We start from the raw sequence: 21,709 nt of genomic DNA on the forward strand, positions 1-21,709 counted from the left end.
CGCCCGGGCCCCGGACGCGGCGGCGTCCGGGGCCCGGGGCGGAGAGGGAGGGAGCGTCAGGCGTCGACGTAGGCCGCCAGATGCTCGCCGGTGAGGGTGGAACGGTCGGCGACCAACTCGGCGGGGGTGCCCTCGAAGACGACCAGCCCGCCGTCGTGGCCCGCGCCGGGACCGATGTCGATGATCCAGTCCGCATGGGCCATGACGGCCTGGTGGTGCTCGATGACCACGACCGACTTGCCGGCGTCGACCAGCCGGTCGAGCAGGCCGAGCAGCTGCTCGACATCCGCGAGGTGCAGCCCCGTGGTCGGCTCGTCGAGGACGTAGACGCCGCCCGGGCCGCCCCAGGGGGTCCCCCCGGCCGAAGGCTGGGGGAGCGTGGCCAGCTTGAGCCGTTGCCGCTCGCCGCCGGAGAGCGTGGTCAGCGGCTGGCCGAGGCTGAGGTAGCCGAGCCCGACGTCGTTGAGCCGCTTGAGGATGGTGTGCGCCGCCGGGGTGCGCGCCTCGCCGGCGCCGAAGAACTCCCCCGCCTCGGCCACCGACATGGCGAGCACCTCGCTGATGTCCCGGCCCCCGAAGTGGTATTCGAGCACCGCCGCCTGGAAGCGCCGCCCCTCGCACTCCTCGCAGGTGGTGGTGATGCCGGCCATCATCCCCAGATCGGTGTAGATGACCCCGGCGCCGTTGCAGTGCGGGCAGGCGCCCTCGGAGTTGGCGCTGAAGAGCGCCGGCTTCACGCCGTTGGCCTTCGCGAACGCCTTGCGGATCGGCTCCAACAGCCCGGTGTACGTCGCCGGGTTGCTCCGCCGCGAGCCCTTGATCGCGCTCTGGTCGACGGCCACGACCTCCGTTCCGCCGGCCCTGGAGCCGGCGACCAGCGAACCGTGCACGAGCGAACTCTTCCCCGACCCCGCGACGCCGGTGACAACGGTGAGCACCCCGAGCGGGATGTCCACGTCGACATCCCTGAGGTTGTGGGTGGCGGCGCCGCGCACCTCTATATGGCCGGTCGGCTGCCGCACCTTCTCCTTGAGGGACGCCCGGTCGTCGAGATGGCGCCCGGTCAGCGTGTCACTGGCCCGCAGCTCCTCGACCGTGCCCTCGAAACAGACCGAACCGCCCCCCGCTCCCGCGCCGGGCCCGAGGTCGACGACATGGTCGGCGATCGCGATGGCCTCCGGCTTGTGCTCCACCACGAGCACCGTGTTGCCCTTGTCCCGCAGCCGCAGCAGCAGGCCGTTCATCCGCTGGATGTCGTGCGGGTGCAGCCCCACCGTCGGCTCGTCGAAGACGTAGGTGACATCGGTGAGCGAGGAGCCGAGATGCCGGATCATCTTGGTGCGCTGCGCCTCGCCGCCCGAGAGGGTGCCGGCGGGCCGGTCGAGCGAGAGATAGCCGAGGCCGATCTCCACGAACGAGTCGAGGGTGTGCCGCAGCGCGCCGAGCAGGGGCGCGACGGACGGCTCGTCAAGCTGCGAGACCCAGGCCGCGAGGTCGCTGATCTGCATCGCGCAGGCCTCGGCGATGTTGACGCCGCCGATCCGCGAGGTGCGGGCCGGCTCGCTGAGCCGGGTGCCGCCGCAGTCGGGGCAGGCGGTGAAGGTGACCGCGCGGTCCACGAAGGCCCGGATGTGCGGCTGCATCGCCTCCCGGTCCTTGGCGAGGAACGACTTCCGCACGCGGGGCACGAGCCCCTCGTACGTCATGTTGGTGTTCTCGATCTTGATCTTGGTCGGCTCGCGGTACAGGAAGTCGTGCCGCTCGGTCTCGCTGTAGTCGCGGATCGGCTTGTCCGCGTCGAGCAGGCCCGAAGCGGCGAACAGCCGCACCATCCAGCCGTCCGCCTTGTAGCCGGGGATGGTGATCGCGCCCTCGGCGAGCGACTTGCTCTCGTCGAAGAGCTGCGACAGGTCGATGTCGCTCACCCGGCCCATGCCCTCGCACCGCGGGCACATGCCGCCGGTGACGGAGAAGGTCTTCCGCTCCGTCTTGCGGTCACCGCGCTCCACGGTGATCGCGCCCGACGCCTTGATCGAGGGAACGTTGAACGAGAACGCGTTGGGCGAGCCGACATGCGGCTGACCCAGTCGGCTGAACAGGATCCGCAGCATCGCGTTGGCGTCGGTCGCCGTGCCGACCGTGGAGCGGACGTTGGCCCCCATCCGCTCCTGGTCGACGATGATCGCGGTGGTGAGACCCTCAAGCAGGTCGACGTCGGGCCGGGCCAGCGTCGGCATGAAGCCCTGGAGGAAGGCGCTGTAGGTCTCGTTGATCATCCGCTGTGACTCGGCGGCGATCGTGCCGAACACCAGCGAGCTCTTGCCCGAGCCCGAGACGCCGGTGAACACCGTCAGCCGCCGCTTCGGAATCTCGATCCGGACGTCCTTGAGGTTGTTCTCGCGTGCGCCCGCCACCCGGATCAGCTCGTGGCTGTCCGCCGTGTGCGGCGTCCCGGCCGTGCTCATGTGCTCTCCCTCGTCGTGGCGGGGCCCCCGCCTTCGGTGTGGTGCCGCGGGTGTGGACGGACCCGACGCGGGTCAGCGCCGCTCCTGGACCCGGATCAGGTTGCCCGCGGGGTCGCGGACGGCGCAGTCCCGCACGCCGTAGGGCTGCTCCGTCGGCTCCTGGACGATGTCCGCGTCGCCGGCCTGGAGCCGCTCGAAGGCGCCGTCGAGATCGGCGCTGGCCAGCAGGATCCCCCCGTAGGTGCCCTTGGCCATCATCTCCGCGATGGTACGGCGCTCGTCCTCGGTGATCCCGGGGTCCGCCGCCGGCGGGTGCAGCACGATCGACGTCTCCGGCTGGTTCGGCGGGCCGACGGTGAGCCAGCGCATCCCGTCGTAGCCGACGTCGTTGCGGACCTCGAAGCCGAGGGTGTCGCGGTAGAACGCCAGCGAGGCGTCCGGGTCCTGGTGGGGGAGGAAACTGCTGTGAATGGTGATGTCCATGGCCATCACGCTAGACGCGGTCCAGGCGGCCCCGCTTCTCGATTCCTGACCGGTCTGGTCACCTGTTGCGCCAGACACGACGGTATGCCGGCGGTGGCGCTCGCCGCCTCCCGCCGGTAGACGCTGGGCGGCATGCCGACCAGCTCGGTGAACCGGCTGCTGAAGGTGCCGAGCGAGGAGCACCCGACCGTGAAGCAGACCTCGGTGACGCTGAGGTCCCCCCGGCGCAGCAGCGCCATCGCGCGCTCGATGCGGCGCGTCATCAGGTAGGCGTACGGCGACTCACCGTAGGCGAGCCGGAACTCACGGCTCAGATGCCCGGCCGACATGTTCACCCCCCGGGCGAGGGCCTCGACGTTCAACGGCTGCGCGTGCTCCCGATCGATCCGGTCACGCACCTGGCGCAGCAGCGCGAAGTCGCGCAGCCGCTGGGCCGGATCGCTTCTGCTGGTCACAGCCGCGATGGTGCCACGGCCGCCTCCGGCGAGGCCAGCCGCGCCCCCGCGGGCGTCGCCTCCAGCGGGGTTCGGGGCGGTGCGCCGAGAGCCCGGTCGGGGCGTGTGGCGCGCCCGGCGGGGTTTGGGGCAGGGCCCCGGGGGGCCGGTCCCGGGACGGTTGGCTCGGGGGTGGCCGGTCGCCGTGTTCACGGTGGTGGGGCGCCGTGGGGGAACTTTTCCGGGTGGGGGCACGACCAGTTCTTGCGTGGGGTGTCCGTCGCGTCGGCGTCGTGCCCGACCCGGCCGTCGAACGGAGGTCACTCATGGGCGGGCGCCGCGTCAGAGCCGCGTCACCGCCGGAGGCACTCGGTGGCGCGCGGTTCGCGCTGCTCGCCGGCGGGCTGCTCGTCAACGTCGGCACCTTCGCGGTCTACCCGTATCTGGCCGTGCTGCTGCGGGACCGGCTCGGCGTCGGGATGGCCCAGGTCGGCGTCGTCCTCGGGATCGCCACGCTGGCCCAGTTCGCCAGCGCCCCCCTCACCGCCGCGTTCGCCGAACGCTTCGGGCTGAAGCGGACGTTGACGCTCGCCACGTTCGGCTATCTGCTCGGTGCCGCCGCCTATCTGGGTGGGGTCGGCCGGCCCGCGCTGACGCTGCTCGGGCTCTTGCTGAGCTGCGGCGCCGGCGCGCTCTACTCGCCCGCCTACCGGGGCTATCTGGTGCAGTCCGCCGGCGTCGACGAGCGTCCGAGGCTGGTGTCCGCCGGCAACGCGGCCGGCCAGCTGGGCATCGCCCTCGGGCCCGTCGTCGGGGCCTTCCTCCTGCACGAACCGACCCGGCTCTTCGCCCTGACCACCGTGCTCTACGCCTCGCTCGCCATCGGCCACTGCCTGCTGCGGCCCGAGCCGCCGCTCGATCAGGGGCCGGCCGTCGAGCCGTTCCGCCGGGTGCTGCGCGGCGTTGCGGTGCTGCCGTTCGCGGTGACCGTGCTGACCCACTACCTCTACATGCAGTTCTACCAGTACCTCTCGATCTTTGTGGACGGCCGGCTGCCGACCACCCTCTTCGGCGTGATCATGATGGGATACGCGCTCGGACTGGCCCTGGGGCAGCCGCTGTTGGCGCGGCGGATCGGTCTGGCGCGGTATCCGGCGGCGATGGCGGCGGGCTTCGGCTGCATGGCCCTGGGCATGGTGGCGATCGCCGGCGGAAGCGCCGCCGGGGTGGCGGTCGGCGCGCTGGCGATGAGCGGCGGCACGGCCGTGCTGTTCCTGAAGAACGACCTGGAGGCGTTGGCCTCCTCGCGGCGCTCGGCCACCGTGACCTTCGGCCAGCAGCGGCTCGCGGTCGGCATCGGCGCGCTGGCCAGCGGCGTGCTCGGCGGCAACCTCTACGGTCTCCTCGAACGCGCCGACCAGCTCGCTTGGTTCTGGCTGGCCGTCGCCGCCCAGTGCCTCCTGCTCCCGCCGCTGGCGCTGCTGGCCGGCCGCCGGCTCAGCCGTCCGAGGCGGCCGGCCGCTCGTAGACCGTGACATAGGAGCCCTCGCCACGGAACGGCTCCCCGCGCCAACCGCCCCACCGATGACGGCGTTCCAGGCCCGCCAGGCGGGCCATCAGATCGAGTTCGGCCGGCCAGGCGTACCGCATGAACGCCGGCGCCAGCCGGATCCCGCCGTCGCTGATCAGCACGTGGTGGCCCTCGAAGCGCTGCTCGACCGGATCGTGGCGCACGGCGGTGAGCCGGACATGGTCCAGGCCCACCTGGTGCGCCTCCACCCGCTGGTTCCGGTCGTAGCGCGCCACATCGGGCATCGGGCACTCCAGCACGAACCGGCCGCCGGGCAGCAGCCGCCTGGCCACGTTGGTGAAGCAGCGGACCTGCTCCTCCTGCGTCAGCAGGAAGAAGAAGGTGGAGAACACCACGAAGACCATGGCGAACGCCGCGTCGGTGTCCGGGTCGACGTCCGCCATGTCGCCGATGGCCACCGGGATGTGCTCCCCGCCCGGCTTGGCGCGCATCCGGGCCACCATCGCCGCCGAGGCGTCGACGCCCCACAGGTCGACCCCGCGCGCCGCCAGCGGGATCGTCACCCGCCCCGTGCCGACGGCCAGTTCGAGCACCGGGCCCGCCGGGCCCTCCTCGATCAGCCCGGCCAACGCGTCGACGGCCTCGGTGGGGTCGAGCGTGGCGTGCCACTCGTCGTAGATGTCGGCGTTCAACTCGCCATAGGTCTCCGGACCGTGGTTCTCCACGAGGCTTCCTTCCCGACACGGTTGGGGGCGACGGCCCGAAGGGCCGCCGATCGCCGAGGGCACACCCAACAGGTCGGCCCGCCGGGCGGCGAAGTTCCCGCCCGGGCCCGGGCTTCTACGGTCGCAGCACGAACCGTCCGCGCACGCCGCCCTCGGCGACCGCGCGGTGCGCGGCGGCGACCTGGTCGAGCGGCAGGACGGCGTGCACCCGTGCCGGCAACTCCCCCCGCGCGGTGGCGTCCAGCAGTGCGGCGAGCCTGGCGCGGTCCGGCTCGACCCCCACCACCTCCACGGTCACGCCGCGTTCGGCGGCCGGCGCCATGCCCGGCCGCACCCCGACGAAGAGGCCGCCGTCGGCGACCAGCGCGACGCCCTCCTCCTGGAGCGTGGCGGCGTCGGCCACCGCGTCCCAACCGGGGGTGGCCGTCGTCAGGAACTCGGCGCCGAGGCCGCGCACGAACTCCTCGTCCGCCGCCCGCGCCAGCCCGGTGACCCGCCAGCCGCGCTCCGCCGCCAGCGACAGGACGTAGCCGCCGACCGCGCCGGCGGCGCCGGTCACCAGCAGGCTCCGCCCGGCGCCTTCGCCGAGCAGGTCGACGATCCCGGCGGCGGTCAGGCCGTTGAGGGGGACGGCGGCTGCCTCGGTCAGGTCGAGCCCGTCGGGCACCGGCGCCGTGTCCCGCGCGGGGACGACCAACTGTTCGGCGTAGGTGCCGAAGTCGCGGTCGAACCCGGTGACGAGCCCGGCGACGCGGCTGCCGACGGGCAGGTCCACGTCCGGGCCCGTGGCGACGACGGTGCCGGCGAAGTCCCAGCCGAGCCCGGTGTGTTCGGGCTGGTTGACGAGGCCCAGCTGGTGGAACACCCCGGCGACGACGCCGAGGTCGACGGGGTTGACCGCGGCCCCCGCGATCGCGACCCGGACCTCTCCCGGCCCGGGTTCCACCACGGGCACGTCGGTGATCTCGATGGCGTCGGGGCCGCCGGGGGTGCGGATGACCGCCGTGCGGAAGGTGCTGGGCATGTTCGCCTCCGGTGGAAGGCCGCCCGCTGGGGCAGCCGTGCTGGGGGATGACCGTGCTGTGACTCCACAATGGTTGGGTAACTCCCCAAGGGGAAGTAGGCACTTACAGGTGCGTAGCCCACCTCGTGGGAAGAGTGAGAGGGGACGGTCGATGCCGACGACGACGGCGGCCCAGCGGCGGGAGCGGGCCAAGGGGGAGTACGACGCGTTCTTCGCCGGCTGCCCCAGCCGCCAACTCCTCGACCGGATCTCCGGCAAGTGGGTGGCGCTGGTGCTGGCGGCGCTCGGCAGTGACGGCCCGCATCCGGAGGGGGTGCGCCCGGGCGAGCCCAGGGCGTTGCGCTACTCGGAGCTCTCCCGCCGGCTGGCCGGCGTCAGCCAGAAGATGCTCACCCAGACGCTGCGCTCCCTGGAGCGCGACGGCCTGCTCACCCGCACGGTGACGCCGACCGTGCCGGTCACCGTCACCTACGAGTTGACGGATCTGGGGCTCTCGCTCCACGAGGTGATGCGGGGCGTCAAGGTGTGGGCGGAGGCGCATATGGACGAGGTGCGCACCCACCGCGAGAGCTACGACGGCCGCGAGGACGTCTGACGCGGCACGTTCTCCCCGGTGGGAGCGGTTCAGCGCGGTATTGTCCACGCCCCGCGCTGAATTGTTCGAACCCCGCCCCTACGCTGTGGTCAGTGAGTCAGCCGGATGGGGCGGAGGGACGCCGCCCCTGACGGCAAGCGCTTACTCGCCGCCCGCTCGGCGGCCATCGCCACCCCCCTCTCTCCACCCCCCATTCCCCCTTTCTCCCTTCCCCCCTTCTCCCCTTCTCCCCTTCTCCCTGTTCTTCCTTCACCGCACCTCATCTCAGCTCCGCCCGACCAGGAGCTGACCCCCCGATCTGATGAGCGCTCCGCAGGGGCGGTGACCTCGGCATGCCGCGTCCCCTTCGGTCACCCGACGCCCCCGCGTCTGCTCGGCGTGCCCTCCGGGGCGCGGCCGACAGCACGTCGTGCACCCGCTGTTCGAAGACGAAAGGCGAACCCAGGATGAGACAACCAATCGCGCTGCGACTCAAGTTCCTCGCGGCGTCGGCTCTGATGGCCATGGTGGCCACCACCGGTGTGGTGCTCTCGGCGCCCGCGGCGTCGGCGGCCACCGGCTCGGCGACCGGCTACGCGACCCAGAACGGTGGCACCACCGGCGGCGCCGGCGGCCAGACCGTCCGCGTCAGCACGGGCACGGGCATCCACGAGGCCCTGTGCGGCCGGGCGAGCAGCAGCACCCCGATCGTCATCGAGGTCCAGGGGACCATCAACCACGGCAACACCAGCAAGGTGTCCGGTGGCAGCTGCAACACCGCCGACAATGTGATCGAACTCAAGCAGATCAGCAATGTCACGCTTGTCGGTGTCGGAAACGGCGCTGTCTTCGATCAGTTGGGCATCCACGTCCGGGAGTCCAGCAACATCATCATCCAGAATGTGACCGTCCGGAACGTCAAGAAGTCCGGTTCGCCGACGTCCAACGGCGGTGACGCCATCGGCATGGAGGCGAACGTCCGCAACGTCTGGGTCGACCATGTCACCCTGGAGGCGTCGGGCGGCGAGTCGGAGGGCTTCGACGGCCTCTTCGACCTGAAGAACAACACGCAGTACGTCACGCTGTCCTACAGCATCCTGCGCAACTCGGGCCGGGGCGGGCTGGTCGGCTCCAGCGAGAGCGACACGTCGAACGGCTACATCACGTACCACCACAACCTGTACGAGAACATCGACTCCCGTGCGCCCCTGCTGCGCGGCGGCATCGGTCACATGTACAACAACCACTATCTGAGCGTCAACGACTCCGGGATCAACTCCCGGGCCGGCGCGCGCGCCAGGGTGGACAGCAACTACTTCGAGGACTCCAAGGACGTCCTCGGCACCTTCTACACCAACGAGGCCGGCTACTGGCAGGTCAACGGCAACATCTTCGACAACGTGACCTGGTCCAGCCCGGGGAACCAGAACAACCCGGCCGGCCCCAACCCGCAGTCCAACACGTCGGTCTCCATCCCCTACTCCTTCAGCCCCGACGCCGCCAACTGCGTGCCGAGCGTGGTGCGCGACACCGCCGGCGCCAACAAGGGCAACCGGGTGTCGGACGGCAACTGCACGCCGCAGAACCCGGACCCGACCGACCCGCCGGACCCCACCGACCCGCCGGACCCGACGGACCCGCCCGGTGGCACCAACCTCAGCCTCGGCGGTGACTCCGACGGCAGCAGCAAGGCCAGCGGCACCTCCTACGGCCATGTGCGGGACGGCAACCTCAACACCTACTGGTCGCCGACCGGTTCGACCGGCTCCATCTCGATCAAGTGGGGCACGGCGACCGCCGTCTCCGCCGTCAACATCGTTGAGGCCGCCGGTTCGGCCGGCACCATCGGGAACTGGCGGCTGCTGAACGCCGACACCGGCGCCGTGCTGGCCACCGGCAACGGGGCCGGCGCCGTCACCTTCGCCACCACCTCGCTGCGCAAGATCACCTTCGAGATCAGCAGCGCGAGCGGCACGCCGAGGGTCGCCGAGTACGAGACCTACGCGTAGCGGCCCCCAAGACCCCCGGTCAGGGCAGCGAGGCTGCTCTGGCCGGGCGTTGGCGCGCGGCCGGCGCCCCGGCCGGCGGTGCACAATGGGGCGATGTTCAGTAGCGGACCCAACAGCGCCCGCCGCAACGGGCGTTGGTTGCTCATCGGATGCGCCGTGGCGCTCGTGGCGGTCGTCGTCACCGTGGTCGTGCTGGCCACGGGCGACGAGGAGGACAGCAAGTGGGAGGCCTGCGCCTACTACTCCGACCACATGCAGGAACTGGCCGAGGCCACCTCGGACCGTGGCGTCCACGCCGAGCGGATCGACGGATGGGCGCGGGACTCGGACGACGCCGAGTTCCGGGAGGCCGCCGCCGAACTGGTGTCCCTGGGCGAGGGGGAGTACGACCAGGACGCCTGGCTCAACTCGATCGTCGACTTCGGCATCGCCTGCTACGGGCTGCCGGAGGGGCCGGAAACGGGCTCCTGAGCTGGGCGCCTCGGGGGGCGGACGACCGCCGCGAGCAGCAGATAGGCAACGGCGGTCGCCGCCAGCGCCGTCCCGTAGCCGGCGGAGAGCGCCGCCGCGTCGCCCTGGCCGTCCCCGGTCAGCGCGGTCGCGCCGGCGGCCAGCGAGACCAGGGCGGCGAAACCCAGCGTGGGCCCGGTCTCCACGGCCGCGTTGAGCAGGCCGCCGGCGACGCCGGCGTGCGAGCTCGGCACCCCGTCGAGGGCGAGCACGGCGCCGGCGGAGAAGAGCAGCGTCACCCCCGCGGGAAAGAGCAGCATCCCCGCCAACAGCGCGGCCGAGTAGGTGTTCTGGACGCCGATCAGGCTCAGCAGGGCCAGCCCGACCGAAGCGGTCAGCAGCCCGAGGAGGGCGGTGCGCCGGGGACCCCACGCGGAGGTCACCCGCCCCGAGACGGCCGAGGCCGCCAACAGGACCGCCGCGTAGGGGAGATACGCCGTCGACGTGCCCAACGGGGAGAGCCCGACGTTCTGTTGGAGATGCAGCGGCAGGAAGTACGACAGGGAGAAGACCCCGGCGGCCCCGGCGCCCAGCGCGACCAGGCCCGTCAGCCGCCCCGCCGAGCCGAACAGCCACAGCGGGACCAGCGGATCGTCGCCGCGCCGGTCCAGGGCGGCGAAGCCCAGCAGGGCCACGGCGCCGGCGAGCAGCAGCGCGAGCGCCGTCCAGCGCGCCGAGGGCGAGGTGACGCGGATCAGCCCGTAACAGCAGGCGGCCAGCCCACAGGTGACCAGCGCCGCGCCGCGCACATCGACCCGCTGACCGGCCACCGGCCGCGTCGCCGGCAGCCGGCGCACCGCCGCCAGCGCCACCGTCACCACCAGGACGGGCACCGCGGTCACCCAGCGCCAGGAGGCGAAGGCCACCACGGGCCCGGCGGCCACCAGACCCAGCGCCCCGCCGGCGGCGGGCAGCGCACCCCAGAGGGCCACCGCCCGGCGCCGCGCCCCCGCATCGTCGAACAGACCGCCGGCCAGCGCCAGCGCGGCCGGCGCGGCCAGCGCCGCACCCGCCCCCTGCGCGAACCTGGCCGCGACCAGCGAGCCGAACCCCACCGCCACACCCACCCCCACCGAACCGGCCACGAACACCCCACAGCCGGCCCCGAACACCGCCCGATGCCCGTACACATCCCCCAACCGGCCGCCGAGCAGCAGCAGTCCGCAGAAGGACACCGGATAGGCGGCGCTGACCAGCGCCAGCTCGTCGGCGGTCAACGACAGCGCCTCGCGCACCTCGGGCAGCGCCACCCCGAGCACCATCATCGCCATCAGCAGCGCCGCCTGGACCGAGGCGAGCAGCGTGAACAGCGCGCGCCCGCCGACCGCCATGTCGGTCCTCACCCGGCGGCGTTGACGGTCGCCTCGGTCACGGCGCACTCCGCCAGGCCGTGGCGCTCCATGATCTCCGCGTAGGTGCCGTCGTCCATCAGCGTCTGGAGGGCCTCCTGGACCACGTCGCGCAGCGCCTCCTCGTTGGCGTTGACCGCGATGCCGAACGGGATGACCTCCCACTGCTCCCCGGCCACCACCAGATCCTCGGCCCGTTCGCCCTCGCTCGTGTGGTGGGCGGCGGTCAGATAGCTGACCAGCGCGCCGTCGGCGTCCCCGTTCCGCACCGCCTCGAACATGGCCAGCTCGTCGGTCATCGGCCGCACGTCGATGCCCTGGCCGCAGTTGTCGATGGTCGCCTCGACCAGGTCGACCAGTTCGTCGCTCGGCCAGGTCACCACCGTGCCGCCGCACAGCTCCGGGAGGCCGGTGGTGTTCCCCGAGGTCTCGTTCACCAGGAGGACATTGCCGGCCTGGTAGTAGTCCACCAGGTCGAGGCCCTGCTGCCTGGTCCACTCGGTGTCCGCCAGATCGAAGGCGAGGTCCACCTGGCCGGCGAGCACCACCGTCTCCAGCTGAAGGAACTCCACCTGCTGGAAGACGAGTTCGACGCCGAGGAACTCGCCGATGGCGGCGGCGATCTCGCGGTCCACGCCGGCCGCCTCGTCGTCCGGATAGGAGAGCGGGGGGTGGGGCCCGGGGGTGGCCACCGTGATCGTGCCCGCCTCCAGGATCTCGGCCGGGAGCCCGTCGTGCGACGGCGGTTCCGGGTCGCCGGTGGCGGGTTCCCCGCCTTCGGCGGTGGGCGTCTCCGAGGCGCCCAGGCCCGTCGGCTCGTCCTCGTCGCCCAGCCGGGTCACCACCACGGCCACCACCAGCGCGGTCACCACGGCGACCGCCGCAGCCGCCAGCGCGGCGCGGCGGCCACGGCGGGCCGGGGGAGCGGGGGGTGCCGAGGGCGGTGGCAACGGCGGGAAGTCGGGTGCCGGGGGCGGTGGTGGGGCGGTCGGCGGGTCCTCGACGGCGAGCAGCCGGACCGCCTCCCGCCCCAGCCGGGCGGCCAGGGCGGTGGGGAGCCAGCCGCCCGCCGGATGCGTCTCGGTGTGCGCCTGGGCCAGCCGGCTGACCTGGTCGACGGTGGGCCGGGCCGCCGGGTCCCTGGCCAGGCAGGCGACCGCCAGCTCGCGCAACGAACCGTCCAGCGCGCCGAGTTCGGGCTCCTCGTGCAGGACGCGGTAGAGCACCACGTGTGCGGGCACCTCGCCGCCGGAGAACGGCGCCGTGCCGGTCGCCGCGTGCACCAGCACCGCGCCCAGGCTGAACACGTCGGCCGCCGGGGTCAGTTCGCCGGCCCGCGCCTGCTCGGGTGCCATGAACCCCGGCGAGCCGAGCACCGAACCCGTCCTGGTCGCCACCGAGGCGTCCACCGCCTTGGCGACGCCGAAGTCGATCACCAGGGGACCGTCCAGCGTCACCATCACATTGGACGGCTTCAGATCGCGGTGGATCAGCCCCGCGGCGTGGACGGCGCGCAGCGCCTCGCTCAGCCCCCAGACCAGCGGCCAGAGGGTGCTCGCCGGCAGCGGGCCGTGCGGCGACTCCACCACCTCCCGCAGCGTCGGGCCCGGCACAAAGCCGGTGGCCACCCACGGGCGTTCGGAGGCGGTGTCCGCGTCGAGGACCGGTGCCGTCCACCGGCCGCCGACCCGCTGGGCCGCGGCGACCTCGCGGGCGAACCTGCGGCGGAAGTCGGGATCCTCGGCCAGCCCCGGGTGCACCAGCTTCACCGCGACCAGCCGGCCGCCGGCGGCGCGCCCGAGATAGACCCGCCCCATGCCGCCGGCGCCCAGCCGGGCCAGTAAGCGGTAGGCGCCCACCGTGGCCGGATCGCCCGGCCTCAACTCCTGCACGACGCCCCCCCCGTAGCCCCTGGCCGAAGCATGTCCTTCGATCCTGCCATGCCGGTCGGCGACTGGTAGCGTGCCGGGACGGCGAGAGGGGTGGGGCGATGGGGCCTGGGGCGATCAGCCTGGAGAAGGTGCGGGCCGTGGGGGGCGAAGCGCTGGCCGGCGCCTACGAGTCGGCGCGTGTCTCGCTGGCCAAGCTGGGGCTGGGCGGCCAACGCGCCGCCGTCTACCTGGTGTTGGACCGGTCGGGGTCGATGCGCCCCTACTACCGGGACGGTACGGTGCAGCATCTCGCCGAGCAGGCGCTCGCGCTCTCGGCGAACCTGGACGACGACGGCGTGGTGCCGGTGGTCTTCTTCTCCACCGATGTGGACGGCGTCGCCGAGCTCTCGCTCGACGCCTACCGGGGCCGGATCGCCGCGCTGCACGACTCCTACGGACACATGGGGCGCACCAACTACCACCTCGCGATGCGCGCCGTCATCGACCACCACGCCGCGTCGGGCGGCGCGGACCCGGCGTTCGTCATCTTCCAGACGGACGGCGGCCCGACGTCCCGCCGGGCCGCCGAGCAGCTGCTGTGCGAGGCGTCGCGGCTGCCGATCTTCTGGCAGTTCGTGGGCTTCGGCGAGCCGGACGACCGACAGTTCGCGTTTCTGCGGAAGTTGGACGAGCTGCCGGTGCCCGCCAGGCGCGCCGTGGACAACGCCGGCTTCTTCGCCGCCGGCACCGCCCCGGGGGCCTGGAGCGACTCGGACCTCTACGACCGGCTGATGGAGGAGTTCCCCGACTGGCTCGCGGCGAGCCGCGCGGCCGGCATCGTCCGCTGACGAAAGGCCCGGTGGAGGTCAGCCGGAGCGGACCAGACCGAGGTCGACGAACATGTCCTGGCACCAGGCGAGCGCCGACTCCAACGTCTCCCACTGGTCCTCCGTCTTGTCGAGATACGGCAGGACGTAGGCGTTCTCCACGCCGTCCGGCAGATCGTCCGGGTAGCAGGTGAACGGCAGCTGACCGTAGTTGGCGTCCACCATCGTCCGGGCGATCGGCTCGGGCTGGACGTCCCAGACGGCGAACCAGAGGCGACGCAGCATCGCCGGATGCGCCATGGCGAAGATCAGCCGGCCCAGGTCGAGCGGCTCCGACGGCGAGATCACCCGCGCGACCGCGAGATGCCGCTCACCGCCCGGGTTGCTGGCCCACCCCGACCAGACCTCGACGCTGTGCCCGGCCCCCACGATCGCGGAGCAGAGCGCGGCCAGCGCCAACCCCCGGTGCTGGATGTAGGCGTTGGGCGTGGTGGCGGCGCAGACCGCCGGCACCAGCAGCGTCACCACCCGGCCCACGGTGGTCGTCACCTGCGGCACGGCGTCGATCATGCACTCGGGCTCGCCGGCCAGATAGGCCGCGATGTCCACCTCGCTGCCGGTGACGTCCCAGCGCGGCTCCAGCACGGTGGTCCGCACCCGCTGCCCGGTGCGTTCCCGCAGCGTGGCGATGCTGACATCGGTCTCCGGCAGCGCCCTGACCCAGCCGTCGGTGGCCAGGCGCAGCGCCTCGGCGAAGCCCCCGCCGGCCCACTCGTCGTCCTTCTTGCGGGAGTGCCCGTCGGGCAGCCACGTCGGCCCGGCGGCCAGTTCGAGGAACTCCCCCCAGGACCAGATCGGCGGCAGCCGAACCGGGGTGGCCGGCCTCATCCGCCGTCCCCGGCCGTCTCCTCCGGGTCGAGCGCCGCGCGGTGCGCCGCCGACAGGCCGCGCAACACCCGCCACTCCATGACCTGTTCGACGCGCGCGCCGGCTTCGAGCAGCTTGGCGGAGTCGATGCTGGCGCGGGGCGAGAACATCACCGGCAGCCGCTTCCGCTCGGCCGCCGACCGCAGCCGCCGCACCCGCTCCAGCACGGCGCGGGCCGCCAGCGGCTGGGACGGGGCGTGGGCCAGCGTCAGCCGCTCCTCAAGCCGCTCGTCCACCGGCACCTCGACGATGGTGAACCGGTCCAGGGTGGCCGCGTCCAGCGCCTGCCGGCCGGTGTACTGCCGGTCGGGTCCTGTGCCGTAGGTGTTCGCCGTCGCGATCACCCGGAAGTCGGGGTGCGCGTCGACCATGTCGTCGGCGAACGCGCAGACGCCGAGCGAGAGGGCCTGGTTCAGCTCGGACAGCAGCCCGGGGTGCCCGGCGTCCAACTCGTCGAGCAGCATCACCCCGCCGTGCTCGAACGCCCGGCGGAACGGGGTGGGGTGGTAGGTGCCGTGCGCGTCGTAGTAGCCGAAGATCTTGCTCATCGGCGTGGTCGGGCCCAGGGAGATCGCGTGGAATTCCAGGCCGAGCGCGGTGGCGACCTGCTGGGCCAGCATGGACTTCCCGGTGCCGGCCGGGCCGACCAGCAGCGCGTGGCAGCGGGCCTTCAGCACCAGCAGCACATCGGGCAGCACCCGGTGGCTCGTCTCGGGGAGCCGGACGGAGGGGCCGTGGCCGGTGTTGATCTCGATCACCGGCGGCACCGCCTCCTGGAACATCTGCTCCGCCCGGGCGCGGGCGAAGGCCAGGAAGTCGAGCTTGGTCCGCTCCAGGGCGCGCTGCGCGTTCCGCTCGCCGACCTCGGCGGCCTCGGCGAGCAGCCGGAGCCTGAACTCCCCGTCGTCCGCCAGCCGTTCGTCGATCCACCGGGACACCAGGCCCTCGTCCGGCTCCACCGCCGCCTGCTCGACGGCGGACTCGACGGCCGTCTCCACGGCGGCCTTGACGTGGTCGTCGACGGCCAGCCGCAGCGGCCCGGGACCACCGCCCACGGGGTTCTCCCAGGCGTCCTTGACCGCGTCCCAGGCCAGGTTCCTTATCCTTGCTTCCGTTCTGGCGCGCATCGTTCCCTTTCCTCCCCCGATCTCCACACCGGGCCATTCTCCGCGGGTCGTCAGGCCGGGGGCCGGCAGCCCAGGCGTTCGGCCTCCGTGGTGGCGTAGATCCGGAGCAGCGCCGGCAGGTCGATCTCCTCGGCGTCCCGGCGGCTCAGATGCCTGCCCTGGGCCATGACCCAGACGGTGCGGTCGCCGCACTCCAGGCCGACCACCGGGTGGCGCTGATACTCCTCCGCGTAGCGGAACGGCCCCTCGAAGTCCGGGTCCTGGACGGTCAGGACGCGGAACCGCTGCTCCCCGTCGTCCGGGTCACCGCTACAGATGCGGAACGGGCCGCCCGTCGGGCCGGCCGTGGACCGCGGCAGCCAGTCGGGGCTCGGGGTGCCGGTGTCGCAGAACTCGTCCCCGTCGCCGCTGTACTCGCTCCCGGACGGTTCCTCGGTCAGCAGCGGTGCGCCGTCGGTCGGGTAGGAGCCGAGGCAACCGTGGTCGTCCAGGACGGCGTTGGTCACCAGGAGGGCGGCGCGGGCCACGGCGTCCCGCTCGGGTTGGAGGTACCGGCCCTGCGCGTGGACGCTGACCACCCGGGCGCGTGCCTCGCCCGTGCCCTGGGCGGGGCGGCAGTCGGGGGCCAGCTTCACCCAGGCCCTGGTCTGCCCGCCCAGCCCGACGGGGGCTCCGGCGTACGGGAGCAGATGGGGGTGCAGGAACTCCCGCGCCCAGGTGCCGTCCACGTCGTAGTCGTCGATCGGCCCGACGGTGACGGTGAGCTGCTTCTTGAACTCCTCGCCCAGCACGACGCGGCACTCCGCGTGGTAGCCGCTGAGCGGGGTCTCGCCGTGGGCGACGGTGAGGTCGTTGGTCTCCCTGGAGAGGGTGTCGACCAGGTCGTCGAGGGAGAGGGCGCCCCAGCAGTACGCGTCGGCCTCGTCGCCGCGCGCCCGGTCGACGCCCTCGGGGACGCCCACGCCGAGCAGCAGTCCGGCCAGCAGGCAGAGGAGCAGGGCCAGTGGGCGGCGGGGGCGCTTCGGCGGGGCGGCGGGCGCGGTCTCTCCCGGTGTCGCGGGCGTCGGGTCCTCGTGCTCAGGCATCGGGGGCCACTCCCTCGCAGCCGCGGTGCGGCCCCACCGCGCGCACATAGTCGGTGAGCAGGGCGGGGGCGTCCGCCTCGGCCTCGGCGAAGGCCGCGAACAGGGTCGGCGCCGACTCCCCGCCGCCGTAGGCGCATTCGGCGGTGGTCACGGCCAACGGGCCGCCGTGCACCGCCGATCCGGCCCAGCCGTCGACCGGCAGCGCGTCAAGACCGTCGGCGATCGCTGTCAGCAGCCGGATCATCTCCGGGTCGACCGTGCTGAAGAGCACCGTGCCCGACGTCGCCGGGCCGAAGGCGTTCTCGTTCCCCTCCAGCATGTCGTAGCCGCTGCGCCGCGCGGAGCCCGAGCAGGTCTGGTCCGCGTTCCCGACGCCGACCGAGGTGGTCCACTCGTGGAAGGTCACCTCGCGGGCGCGTGACGTCAGCAGGTCGGGCGGCGGCTGGCCGGCCTCGGGCAGCTCCGGGTTGCCGCAGAGCGGCAGTTCACCCGTGGCGGTGGAGGGGTGCTGGCCCACGGGAGCCACGGACGATCCGTCCGCCGTGTCCGCCGCGCAGCCCGCCTCGGCCATGCCCTGGCGTGCGACGCCGGCCAGCAGCTGGGCCATATGGGACGGGCTGCTCGCCGGCCGCGAGCCGTGCGAGGCGTCGCCCCTGCCGAGCGTGACATCGCTGTAGCGGGTGATCATCGTCACCACGGCGGGCCGGCCGTCGATCTGGCACCGTTCGGGCAGCACCAGCAGGCCGTGCTCGGCCGACACGCTGCCCGACAGCCCGTCGGTCAGCGGCGCCGAGTCGCCCCTGAGATGCTCCAACGTCCAGGTGGCCAGCTCGTCGTGGCCCTCGGGGAGGGCGCCGTAGGAGACTTCGAGCCGGTGCTGCCAGGGCTCGTCCCCGTCCTCGTCGTCCTCGTCCGTCAACGTCACGACGATCTCGCACGCGCCCCGTGGGTCCTCCCGTGAGGGCGGCGATCCCGAGGCCGTGACATCCCCACCGGACCAGGGGGGCCTGAGCCCGTCCCAGGCGCCCCAGCAGCCGCTGTCCCCGTCGCCGTCCGAGCCGAGGATCAGCGCCGCGCCCGCGGCTGCGGCGAGCGCCGCCGTGCCGCCGCAAAGAAGCCATCGCTTCCTCCGGCCGCGCCGCTTGGCCGTGTTCTTGTCTCCCGACAGGGCTTCGGACACCGTGTTCTCCCCCGTTCACCGGCGCCGGTTGGCCAGCCGATTCTAGGTGGCGCCCCGTTTCCTCCCGCCGGCGGGTGTGCGACTGCAATGCTTCGCAGGGTGCCGCCTGACGGCCGTCGCCCCCGTCGGGCGGCCGAGACCTGACGGGGGCGAGGGGACGCGGGCCGAGCGGGGTCAGCTCTTGACGGACCCCGACATCAGGCCGCCGATGAAGTACTTGCCGAGGACGATGTACACCAGCAGGGTCGGCAGGGAGGCGAAGAGCGCTCCCGCCATGGAGACCCCGTAGTTCTGGAGCAGCGCGCCGTTGGCGAGGTTGTTCAGGGCGAGCGTCACCGGGCCGTTCTGGCTGGAGGAGAAGAACACCGCGAAGAGGAAGTCGTTCCAGGCCGAGGTGAACTGCCAGATCAGCACGACCACGAAGCTCGGCAGCGACAGCGGCAGGATCACCGAAGCGTAGGTGCGCAGCAGCCCGGCGCCGTCGATCCGTGCGGCCTCGATCAGCTCGTGCGGGATCGTCTGGTAGTAGTTCCGGAAGATCAGAGTGGTGATGGGGATGCCGAACACCACATGCAGCAGGATCAACGTGGGGATGCCGCTGGGCAGCGACAGGTCCAGCACCAGCTCGTTCAGCGGGATGATCACGGCCTGGTAGGGGATGAACATCCCGAACAGGATCAGGGTGAACACCAGGTTCGCCCCGCGGAACGTCCAGCGCGCCAGCACGAAGCCGTTGAGGGAGCCCAGCACCGCGGCGAGGATCGCCGAGGGCACCACCATCTGGAGGGTGCGCCAGATCGACGGGGCCAGCGCGTCCCACGCCGTCCGCCAGTTGTCGAGCGTCCAGTTGGACGGCAGGTTCCAGGCGCGCTCGGGCGACGCGTCGCCTGGGCCCTTGAAGCTCGTCACCAGCAGCACATAGACGGGTATCAGGACGATCAGCAGGAAGAAGAGCAGCGCGGCGTAGCGCAGGGTGCGCGCGAGGCTGAACCCCTTGCCGCGCCGGCCGCCGTTCGACCGGCCCGGCTGGCCAGCGGTCTCCTTCGGCGGGGCCGCCCGGGTGGAGAGCGTGGCCATCACTTCTCCTTGCGATTCGTGCGGATGAGATAGGGCACGACCACCACGGCCACGATGACCAGCAGGATCGACCCGATGGCGGCGGCGTTGGCGTAGTCGAAGCTCGACTTGTAGATGTACATGTCGATGGCGGGAACCTTGGTCTGGTAGTTCGCCGGCTTCGAGATGGACATGATCAGGTCGAAGGACTTCAGCGACATGTGCCCGATGATGATCAGCGCCGAGAGCGCGACCGGCGAGAGCTGGGGGAACAGCACATGCCGGTAGAGCTGCCAGGTGGTGGTGCCGTCCATCCGCGCGGCCTCGCGCAACTCCTCGGGGATGCCGCGGAAGCCCGCCAGGAACAGCGCCATCACATAGCCGGACAGTTGCCAGATCGCCGGTATCGCGATCGCGGTGATGCCGTAGTCGACGTTGTTCCACCAGTTGTTCTGGAGGAAGTCGAGGCCGACCATCTGGAACAGCCGGTTGAGCCCGGTGGCGCTCTGGTCCTGACCGGAGTTCAGCAGCCACCGCCACACCACACCGGAGGCGATGAAGGACACCGCCATCGGGAAGAGGTAGATCGAGCGGAAGATGCTCTCGCCCCTGATCGGCCGCTCCAGCAGCCAGGCCCACACGAAGCCCATGAGCAGCGTGCCGCCGAGGAAGAGCAGCGTGTAGAGCGCCAGGTTCTTCAAGGAGTGCTGGAACGCCTCGTTGCCGAGGAGGTCGAAGTAGTTCTTGAACCAGACGTTGCTCGACGGCTCCTGGCCGGTCGTCTGGGCGGCGGTGTGGATGTCGGTCGTCGACGTCCCGAAGTTCACGGCGATGAGCCCGTAGACGAAGATGCCCACCAGGATCAGCGAAGGAGCCAGCAGCAGCAGCGGCGGCCCGACTCGTTTGACGGATTTGATCATCGATGTCTCCCTGGAGCGCCGTGGCGCGTCGTCGCGGGGGGTCGACGGCGCGCCACGGCGCGGTCCGGAATCCGGCCCTGGGCCGGTGTCCGATGTCCGCGTGGGACACCGGCCCAGGGCGGAGGCCCGACTCAGCCGGCGGCGGTCGCCGCGGCGAGTTCCGACTGGAACGTCGAGAGGTTGGAGGCCCCGGACGTGAACTTGCTGGTGGCGTCCGTCACGGCGTTCAGCGTGGACACCGGGGTGGCGGCGCCGTGGGCCAGCGAGGAGACGATGGTGTCCTGGGCGAACGAGTCGATGGCCGTCTGCTGGTACTCCGAGAAGTCCGCCGGGTCGGCGTCGGTGCGCGCCGGGATGGAGCCCTTGGCCGCGTTGAACGCGGTCTGGCCCTCAAGCGAGGCGACCGTCTCCAGCCAGGCGTGCGCGCCGCCCGCGTTCGGGGCGCCGACCGGCAGGGTGAACGAGTCGGCGAGGAAGTCGAAGACGCCCTCGGTGCCCGGGACGGGGACGGCGGTGAAGTCCGTGCCGAACTCCTTGCCCTGCTCCTCGAAGGCGGCGACCGCCCAGTCGCCCATCACGTTGAAGGCGGCGTTGCCGTCGATCACCAGCTGGGTGGCCTCGGGCCAGTCCAGGCCGTCCCGGTCGCCGTTGGTGTAGCTCATGGCCTGCTCGAAGTCCTCAAGAGCCGCGGTGACCTCGGCGCCCTCCCAGTCCGTGGTCCCGTCCCAGAGCCCGTTGTAGGCGTCCGGGCCCAGGTCGGCGAGGAGGATCGTCTCCAGCAGGTGGACCTGCGTCCACGCGGTGGCGACGGAGAGCGGGGTCACGCCCGCCTCCTGGAGCGCGTCCAGGTCGGCGAACCAGTCGTCGAGCGAGTCGTAGGCGGCGTTCGGGTCGAGACCGTTCTCCTCCAGCACGCTCGGGTTGGTCCAGAGCACGTTCGCCCGGTGGATGTTGGAGGGGATGGAGTAGATGTTCCCCTCGTGGGTGAGCCGCTCCACCAGGTCGGCGGGGAAGGCCTCACGCAGGTCGAACTCGTCGTAGAGGTCGGAGACGTCCTCCAGCTGGCCCGCGTTGATGTAGTCCAGCAGCTCCATGCCGGCGTGCGCCTGGAAGGTGTCCGGCGGGTCGTTGGCCTGGAGGCGGGACTGGAGCAGGTCCTTGGCCGCCGAGCCGGCACCGCCGGCCACGGCCCCGTTCACGAACTCCGTGTCCGGGTGCTGCTCGTCGAAGGCGGCGACCAGGGCGTCGAGGCCCGCCTTCTCCGAACCGGCCGCCCACCAGGTGAAGACCTCGACCTCGGCGGACGAGTCGCCGCCGCCGGAGCCGCCCGACCCGCCGCCGTTGTCGTTGGAGCTGCCGCTGCACGCCGTGAGTGTCAGGGCGGTGATGGCGGCGCCCGCCACCAGCACGCTGGTTCTGCGATTGACCCGCATGAGTTTTCCTTACGCCTTCGTTGCCGTATCGGGGGATCGGCGCGCATGGGGATGAGTCGCCGAACCGAGCGCCGCCCGCGCCCTCGTGCTGTCGGCGCCCGCGTCGTCCGGCGCTCATCAAAGAACTCCCCGAGCTTGAAGTCAAGAAGTAAATCCAAAGAAGCTCTCATCGCGAGGTT

The 21,709-nt window shown here is 72.1% G+C and carries 19 protein-coding genes; 5 read left to right on the forward strand and 14 right to left on the reverse strand.

Annotation, left to right across the window (positions count from 1 at the left end):
* Positions 1 to 56 precede the first annotated feature (56 nt).
* The 3 genes from K4G22_RS20300 to K4G22_RS20310 all read right to left on the reverse strand — a co-directional run bounded on the left by K4G22_RS20300 (position 57) and on the right by K4G22_RS20310 (position 3,403).
* A complete protein-coding gene (locus K4G22_RS20300; protein ID WP_228081715.1) occupies positions 57 to 2,465 on the reverse strand; it encodes an excinuclease ABC subunit UvrA in 2,409 nt (802 codons plus the stop codon).
* A 72-nt stretch (positions 2,466 to 2,537) separates the two neighbouring features.
* On the reverse strand, positions 2,538 to 2,948 hold the full coding sequence (locus K4G22_RS20305; protein ID WP_228081716.1) for a VOC family protein: 411 nt from the start codon (positions 2,946 to 2,948) through the stop codon (positions 2,538 to 2,540).
* A 5-nt stretch (positions 2,949 to 2,953) separates the two neighbouring features.
* Complete coding sequence (locus K4G22_RS20310) at positions 2,954 to 3,403, reverse strand: helix-turn-helix transcriptional regulator (RefSeq protein ID WP_228081717.1); 450 nt, start codon at positions 3,401 to 3,403, stop codon at positions 2,954 to 2,956.
* Positions 3,404 to 3,708: 305 nt separating this feature from the next.
* On the opposite strand from K4G22_RS20310, the gene K4G22_RS20315 reads away from it, so the two are divergent.
* Positions 3,709 to 4,917 carry an MFS transporter gene (locus K4G22_RS20315; RefSeq protein WP_228081718.1) on the forward strand — a complete coding sequence of 403 codons (1,209 nt, stop codon included), beginning with the start codon at positions 3,709 to 3,711 and terminating at the stop codon, positions 4,915 to 4,917.
* Here K4G22_RS20315 and K4G22_RS20320 read toward each other — a convergent pair.
* Together K4G22_RS20320 and K4G22_RS20325 are read right to left on the reverse strand one after the other, a co-directional pair.
* Positions 4,880 to 5,638 carry a class I SAM-dependent DNA methyltransferase gene (locus K4G22_RS20320; protein ID WP_228081719.1) on the reverse strand — a complete coding sequence of 253 codons (759 nt, stop codon included), beginning with the start codon at positions 5,636 to 5,638 and terminating at the stop codon, positions 4,880 to 4,882. The genes K4G22_RS20315 and K4G22_RS20320 overlap by 38 nt on opposite strands.
* Before the next feature lie 115 nt (positions 5,639 to 5,753).
* Complete coding sequence (locus tag K4G22_RS20325; RefSeq protein ID WP_228081720.1) at positions 5,754 to 6,662, reverse strand: NADP-dependent oxidoreductase; 909 nt, start codon at positions 6,660 to 6,662, stop codon at positions 5,754 to 5,756.
* A gap of 151 nt (positions 6,663 to 6,813) precedes the next feature.
* Between K4G22_RS20325 and K4G22_RS20330 the strand changes: the two genes are divergently transcribed.
* The 3 genes from K4G22_RS20330 to K4G22_RS20340 all read left to right on the forward strand — a co-directional run bounded on the left by K4G22_RS20330 (position 6,814) and on the right by K4G22_RS20340 (position 9,716).
* Positions 6,814 to 7,257, forward strand: a complete 444-nt coding sequence (locus K4G22_RS20330; RefSeq protein ID WP_228081721.1) for a winged helix-turn-helix transcriptional regulator — start codon at positions 6,814 to 6,816, stop codon at positions 7,255 to 7,257.
* 446 nt (positions 7,258 to 7,703) lie between these two features.
* Positions 7,704 to 9,245 (forward strand): pectate lyase family protein, encoded by a 1,542-nt coding sequence (locus K4G22_RS20335; protein ID WP_228081722.1) that lies wholly within the window; start codon positions 7,704 to 7,706, stop codon positions 9,243 to 9,245.
* Between the two features lie 93 nt (positions 9,246 to 9,338).
* Positions 9,339 to 9,716, forward strand: a complete 378-nt coding sequence (locus K4G22_RS20340; RefSeq protein WP_228081723.1) for a hypothetical protein — start codon at positions 9,339 to 9,341, stop codon at positions 9,714 to 9,716.
* Here K4G22_RS20340 and K4G22_RS20345 read toward each other — a convergent pair.
* Complete coding sequence (locus K4G22_RS20345; RefSeq protein ID WP_228081724.1) at positions 9,680 to 11,098, reverse strand: MFS transporter; 1,419 nt, start codon at positions 11,096 to 11,098, stop codon at positions 9,680 to 9,682. The two genes, K4G22_RS20340 and K4G22_RS20345, sit on opposite strands and share 37 nt — an antisense overlap.
* Complete coding sequence (locus K4G22_RS20350; protein WP_228081725.1) at positions 11,095 to 12,996, reverse strand: serine/threonine-protein kinase; 1,902 nt, start codon at positions 12,994 to 12,996, stop codon at positions 11,095 to 11,097. The genes K4G22_RS20345 and K4G22_RS20350 overlap by 4 nt, the downstream gene beginning before the upstream one ends.
* Before the next feature lie 98 nt (positions 12,997 to 13,094).
* Here K4G22_RS20350 and K4G22_RS20355 point away from each other — a divergent pair, with 98 nt between their 5' ends.
* Positions 13,095 to 13,823: a vWA domain-containing protein gene (locus K4G22_RS20355; RefSeq protein ID WP_228081726.1), complete on the forward strand. Its 729-nt coding sequence runs from the start codon at positions 13,095 to 13,097 to the stop codon at positions 13,821 to 13,823.
* A gap of 18 nt (positions 13,824 to 13,841) precedes the next feature.
* Here the strand turns inward: K4G22_RS20355 and K4G22_RS20360 are convergent, their stop codons facing one another.
* The 7 genes from K4G22_RS20360 to K4G22_RS20390 all read right to left on the reverse strand — a co-directional run bounded on the left by K4G22_RS20360 (position 13,842) and on the right by K4G22_RS20390 (position 21,530).
* Positions 13,842 to 14,690, reverse strand: a complete 849-nt coding sequence (locus K4G22_RS20360; protein WP_228081727.1) for a DUF7192 family protein — start codon at positions 14,688 to 14,690, stop codon at positions 13,842 to 13,844.
* On the reverse strand, positions 14,687 to 15,856 hold the full coding sequence (locus K4G22_RS20365) for an AAA family ATPase (protein WP_228081728.1): 1,170 nt from the start codon (positions 15,854 to 15,856) through the stop codon (positions 14,687 to 14,689). The genes K4G22_RS20360 and K4G22_RS20365 overlap by 4 nt, the downstream gene beginning before the upstream one ends.
* 50 nt (positions 15,857 to 15,906) lie before the next feature.
* Positions 15,907 to 16,941 carry a hypothetical protein gene (locus tag K4G22_RS20370; RefSeq protein WP_228081729.1) on the reverse strand — a complete coding sequence of 345 codons (1,035 nt, stop codon included), beginning with the start codon at positions 16,939 to 16,941 and terminating at the stop codon, positions 15,907 to 15,909.
* Positions 16,934 to 18,121, reverse strand: coding sequence for a hypothetical protein (locus K4G22_RS20375; RefSeq protein ID WP_228081730.1), 1,188 nt, complete (start codon positions 18,119 to 18,121; stop codon positions 16,934 to 16,936). The genes K4G22_RS20370 and K4G22_RS20375 overlap by 8 nt, the downstream gene beginning before the upstream one ends.
* 174 nt (positions 18,122 to 18,295) lie before the next feature.
* Positions 18,296 to 19,198 (reverse strand): carbohydrate ABC transporter permease, encoded by a 903-nt coding sequence (locus K4G22_RS20380; protein ID WP_228081731.1) that lies wholly within the window; start codon positions 19,196 to 19,198, stop codon positions 18,296 to 18,298.
* A complete protein-coding gene (locus K4G22_RS20385; protein WP_228081732.1) occupies positions 19,198 to 20,097 on the reverse strand; it encodes a carbohydrate ABC transporter permease in 900 nt (299 codons plus the stop codon). Before K4G22_RS20385 ends, K4G22_RS20380 begins: the two co-directional genes overlap by 1 nt.
* A 131-nt stretch (positions 20,098 to 20,228) precedes the next feature.
* Positions 20,229 to 21,530, reverse strand: a complete 1,302-nt coding sequence (locus tag K4G22_RS20390) for an ABC transporter substrate-binding protein (protein WP_228081733.1) — start codon at positions 21,528 to 21,530, stop codon at positions 20,229 to 20,231.
* Positions 21,531 to 21,709: the final 179 nt, after the last annotated feature.

It is taken from the genome of Streptomyces profundus (assembly GCF_020740535.1).
GTDB lineage: Bacteria > Actinomycetota > Actinomycetes > Streptomycetales > Streptomycetaceae > Streptomyces > Streptomyces profundus.

Bases quoted from the DNA above. Each gene is read 5' to 3' on its own strand.
- K4G22_RS20300 (WP_228081715.1), bottom strand. From the start codon at position 2,465: ATGAGCACGGCCGGGACGCCGCACACGGCGGACAGCCACGAGCTGATC.
- K4G22_RS20305 (WP_228081716.1), bottom strand. From the start codon at position 2,948: ATGGACATCACCATTCACAGCAGTTTCCTCCCCCACCAGGACCCGGAC.
- K4G22_RS20315 (WP_228081718.1), top strand. From the start codon at position 3,709: ATGGGCGGGCGCCGCGTCAGAGCCGCGTCACCGCCGGAGGCACTCGGT.
- K4G22_RS20325 (WP_228081720.1), bottom strand. From the start codon at position 6,662: ATGCCCAGCACCTTCCGCACGGCGGTCATCCGCACCCCCGGCGGCCCC.
- K4G22_RS20330 (WP_228081721.1), top strand. From the start codon at position 6,814: ATGCCGACGACGACGGCGGCCCAGCGGCGGGAGCGGGCCAAGGGGGAG.
- K4G22_RS20335 (WP_228081722.1), top strand. From the start codon at position 7,704: ATGAGACAACCAATCGCGCTGCGACTCAAGTTCCTCGCGGCGTCGGCT.
- K4G22_RS20340 (WP_228081723.1), top strand. From the start codon at position 9,339: ATGTTCAGTAGCGGACCCAACAGCGCCCGCCGCAACGGGCGTTGGTTG.
- K4G22_RS20355 (WP_228081726.1), top strand. From the start codon at position 13,095: ATGGGGCCTGGGGCGATCAGCCTGGAGAAGGTGCGGGCCGTGGGGGGC.
- K4G22_RS20360 (WP_228081727.1), bottom strand. From the start codon at position 14,690: ATGAGGCCGGCCACCCCGGTTCGGCTGCCGCCGATCTGGTCCTGGGGG.
- K4G22_RS20365 (WP_228081728.1), bottom strand. From the start codon at position 15,856: ATGCGCGCCAGAACGGAAGCAAGGATAAGGAACCTGGCCTGGGACGCG.
- K4G22_RS20370 (WP_228081729.1), bottom strand. From the start codon at position 16,941: ATGCCTGAGCACGAGGACCCGACGCCCGCGACACCGGGAGAGACCGCG.
- K4G22_RS20380 (WP_228081731.1), bottom strand. From the start codon at position 19,198: ATGGCCACGCTCTCCACCCGGGCGGCCCCGCCGAAGGAGACCGCTGGC.
- K4G22_RS20385 (WP_228081732.1), bottom strand. From the start codon at position 20,097: ATGATCAAATCCGTCAAACGAGTCGGGCCGCCGCTGCTGCTGCTGGCT.
- K4G22_RS20390 (WP_228081733.1), bottom strand. From the start codon at position 21,530: ATGCGGGTCAATCGCAGAACCAGCGTGCTGGTGGCGGGCGCCGCCATC.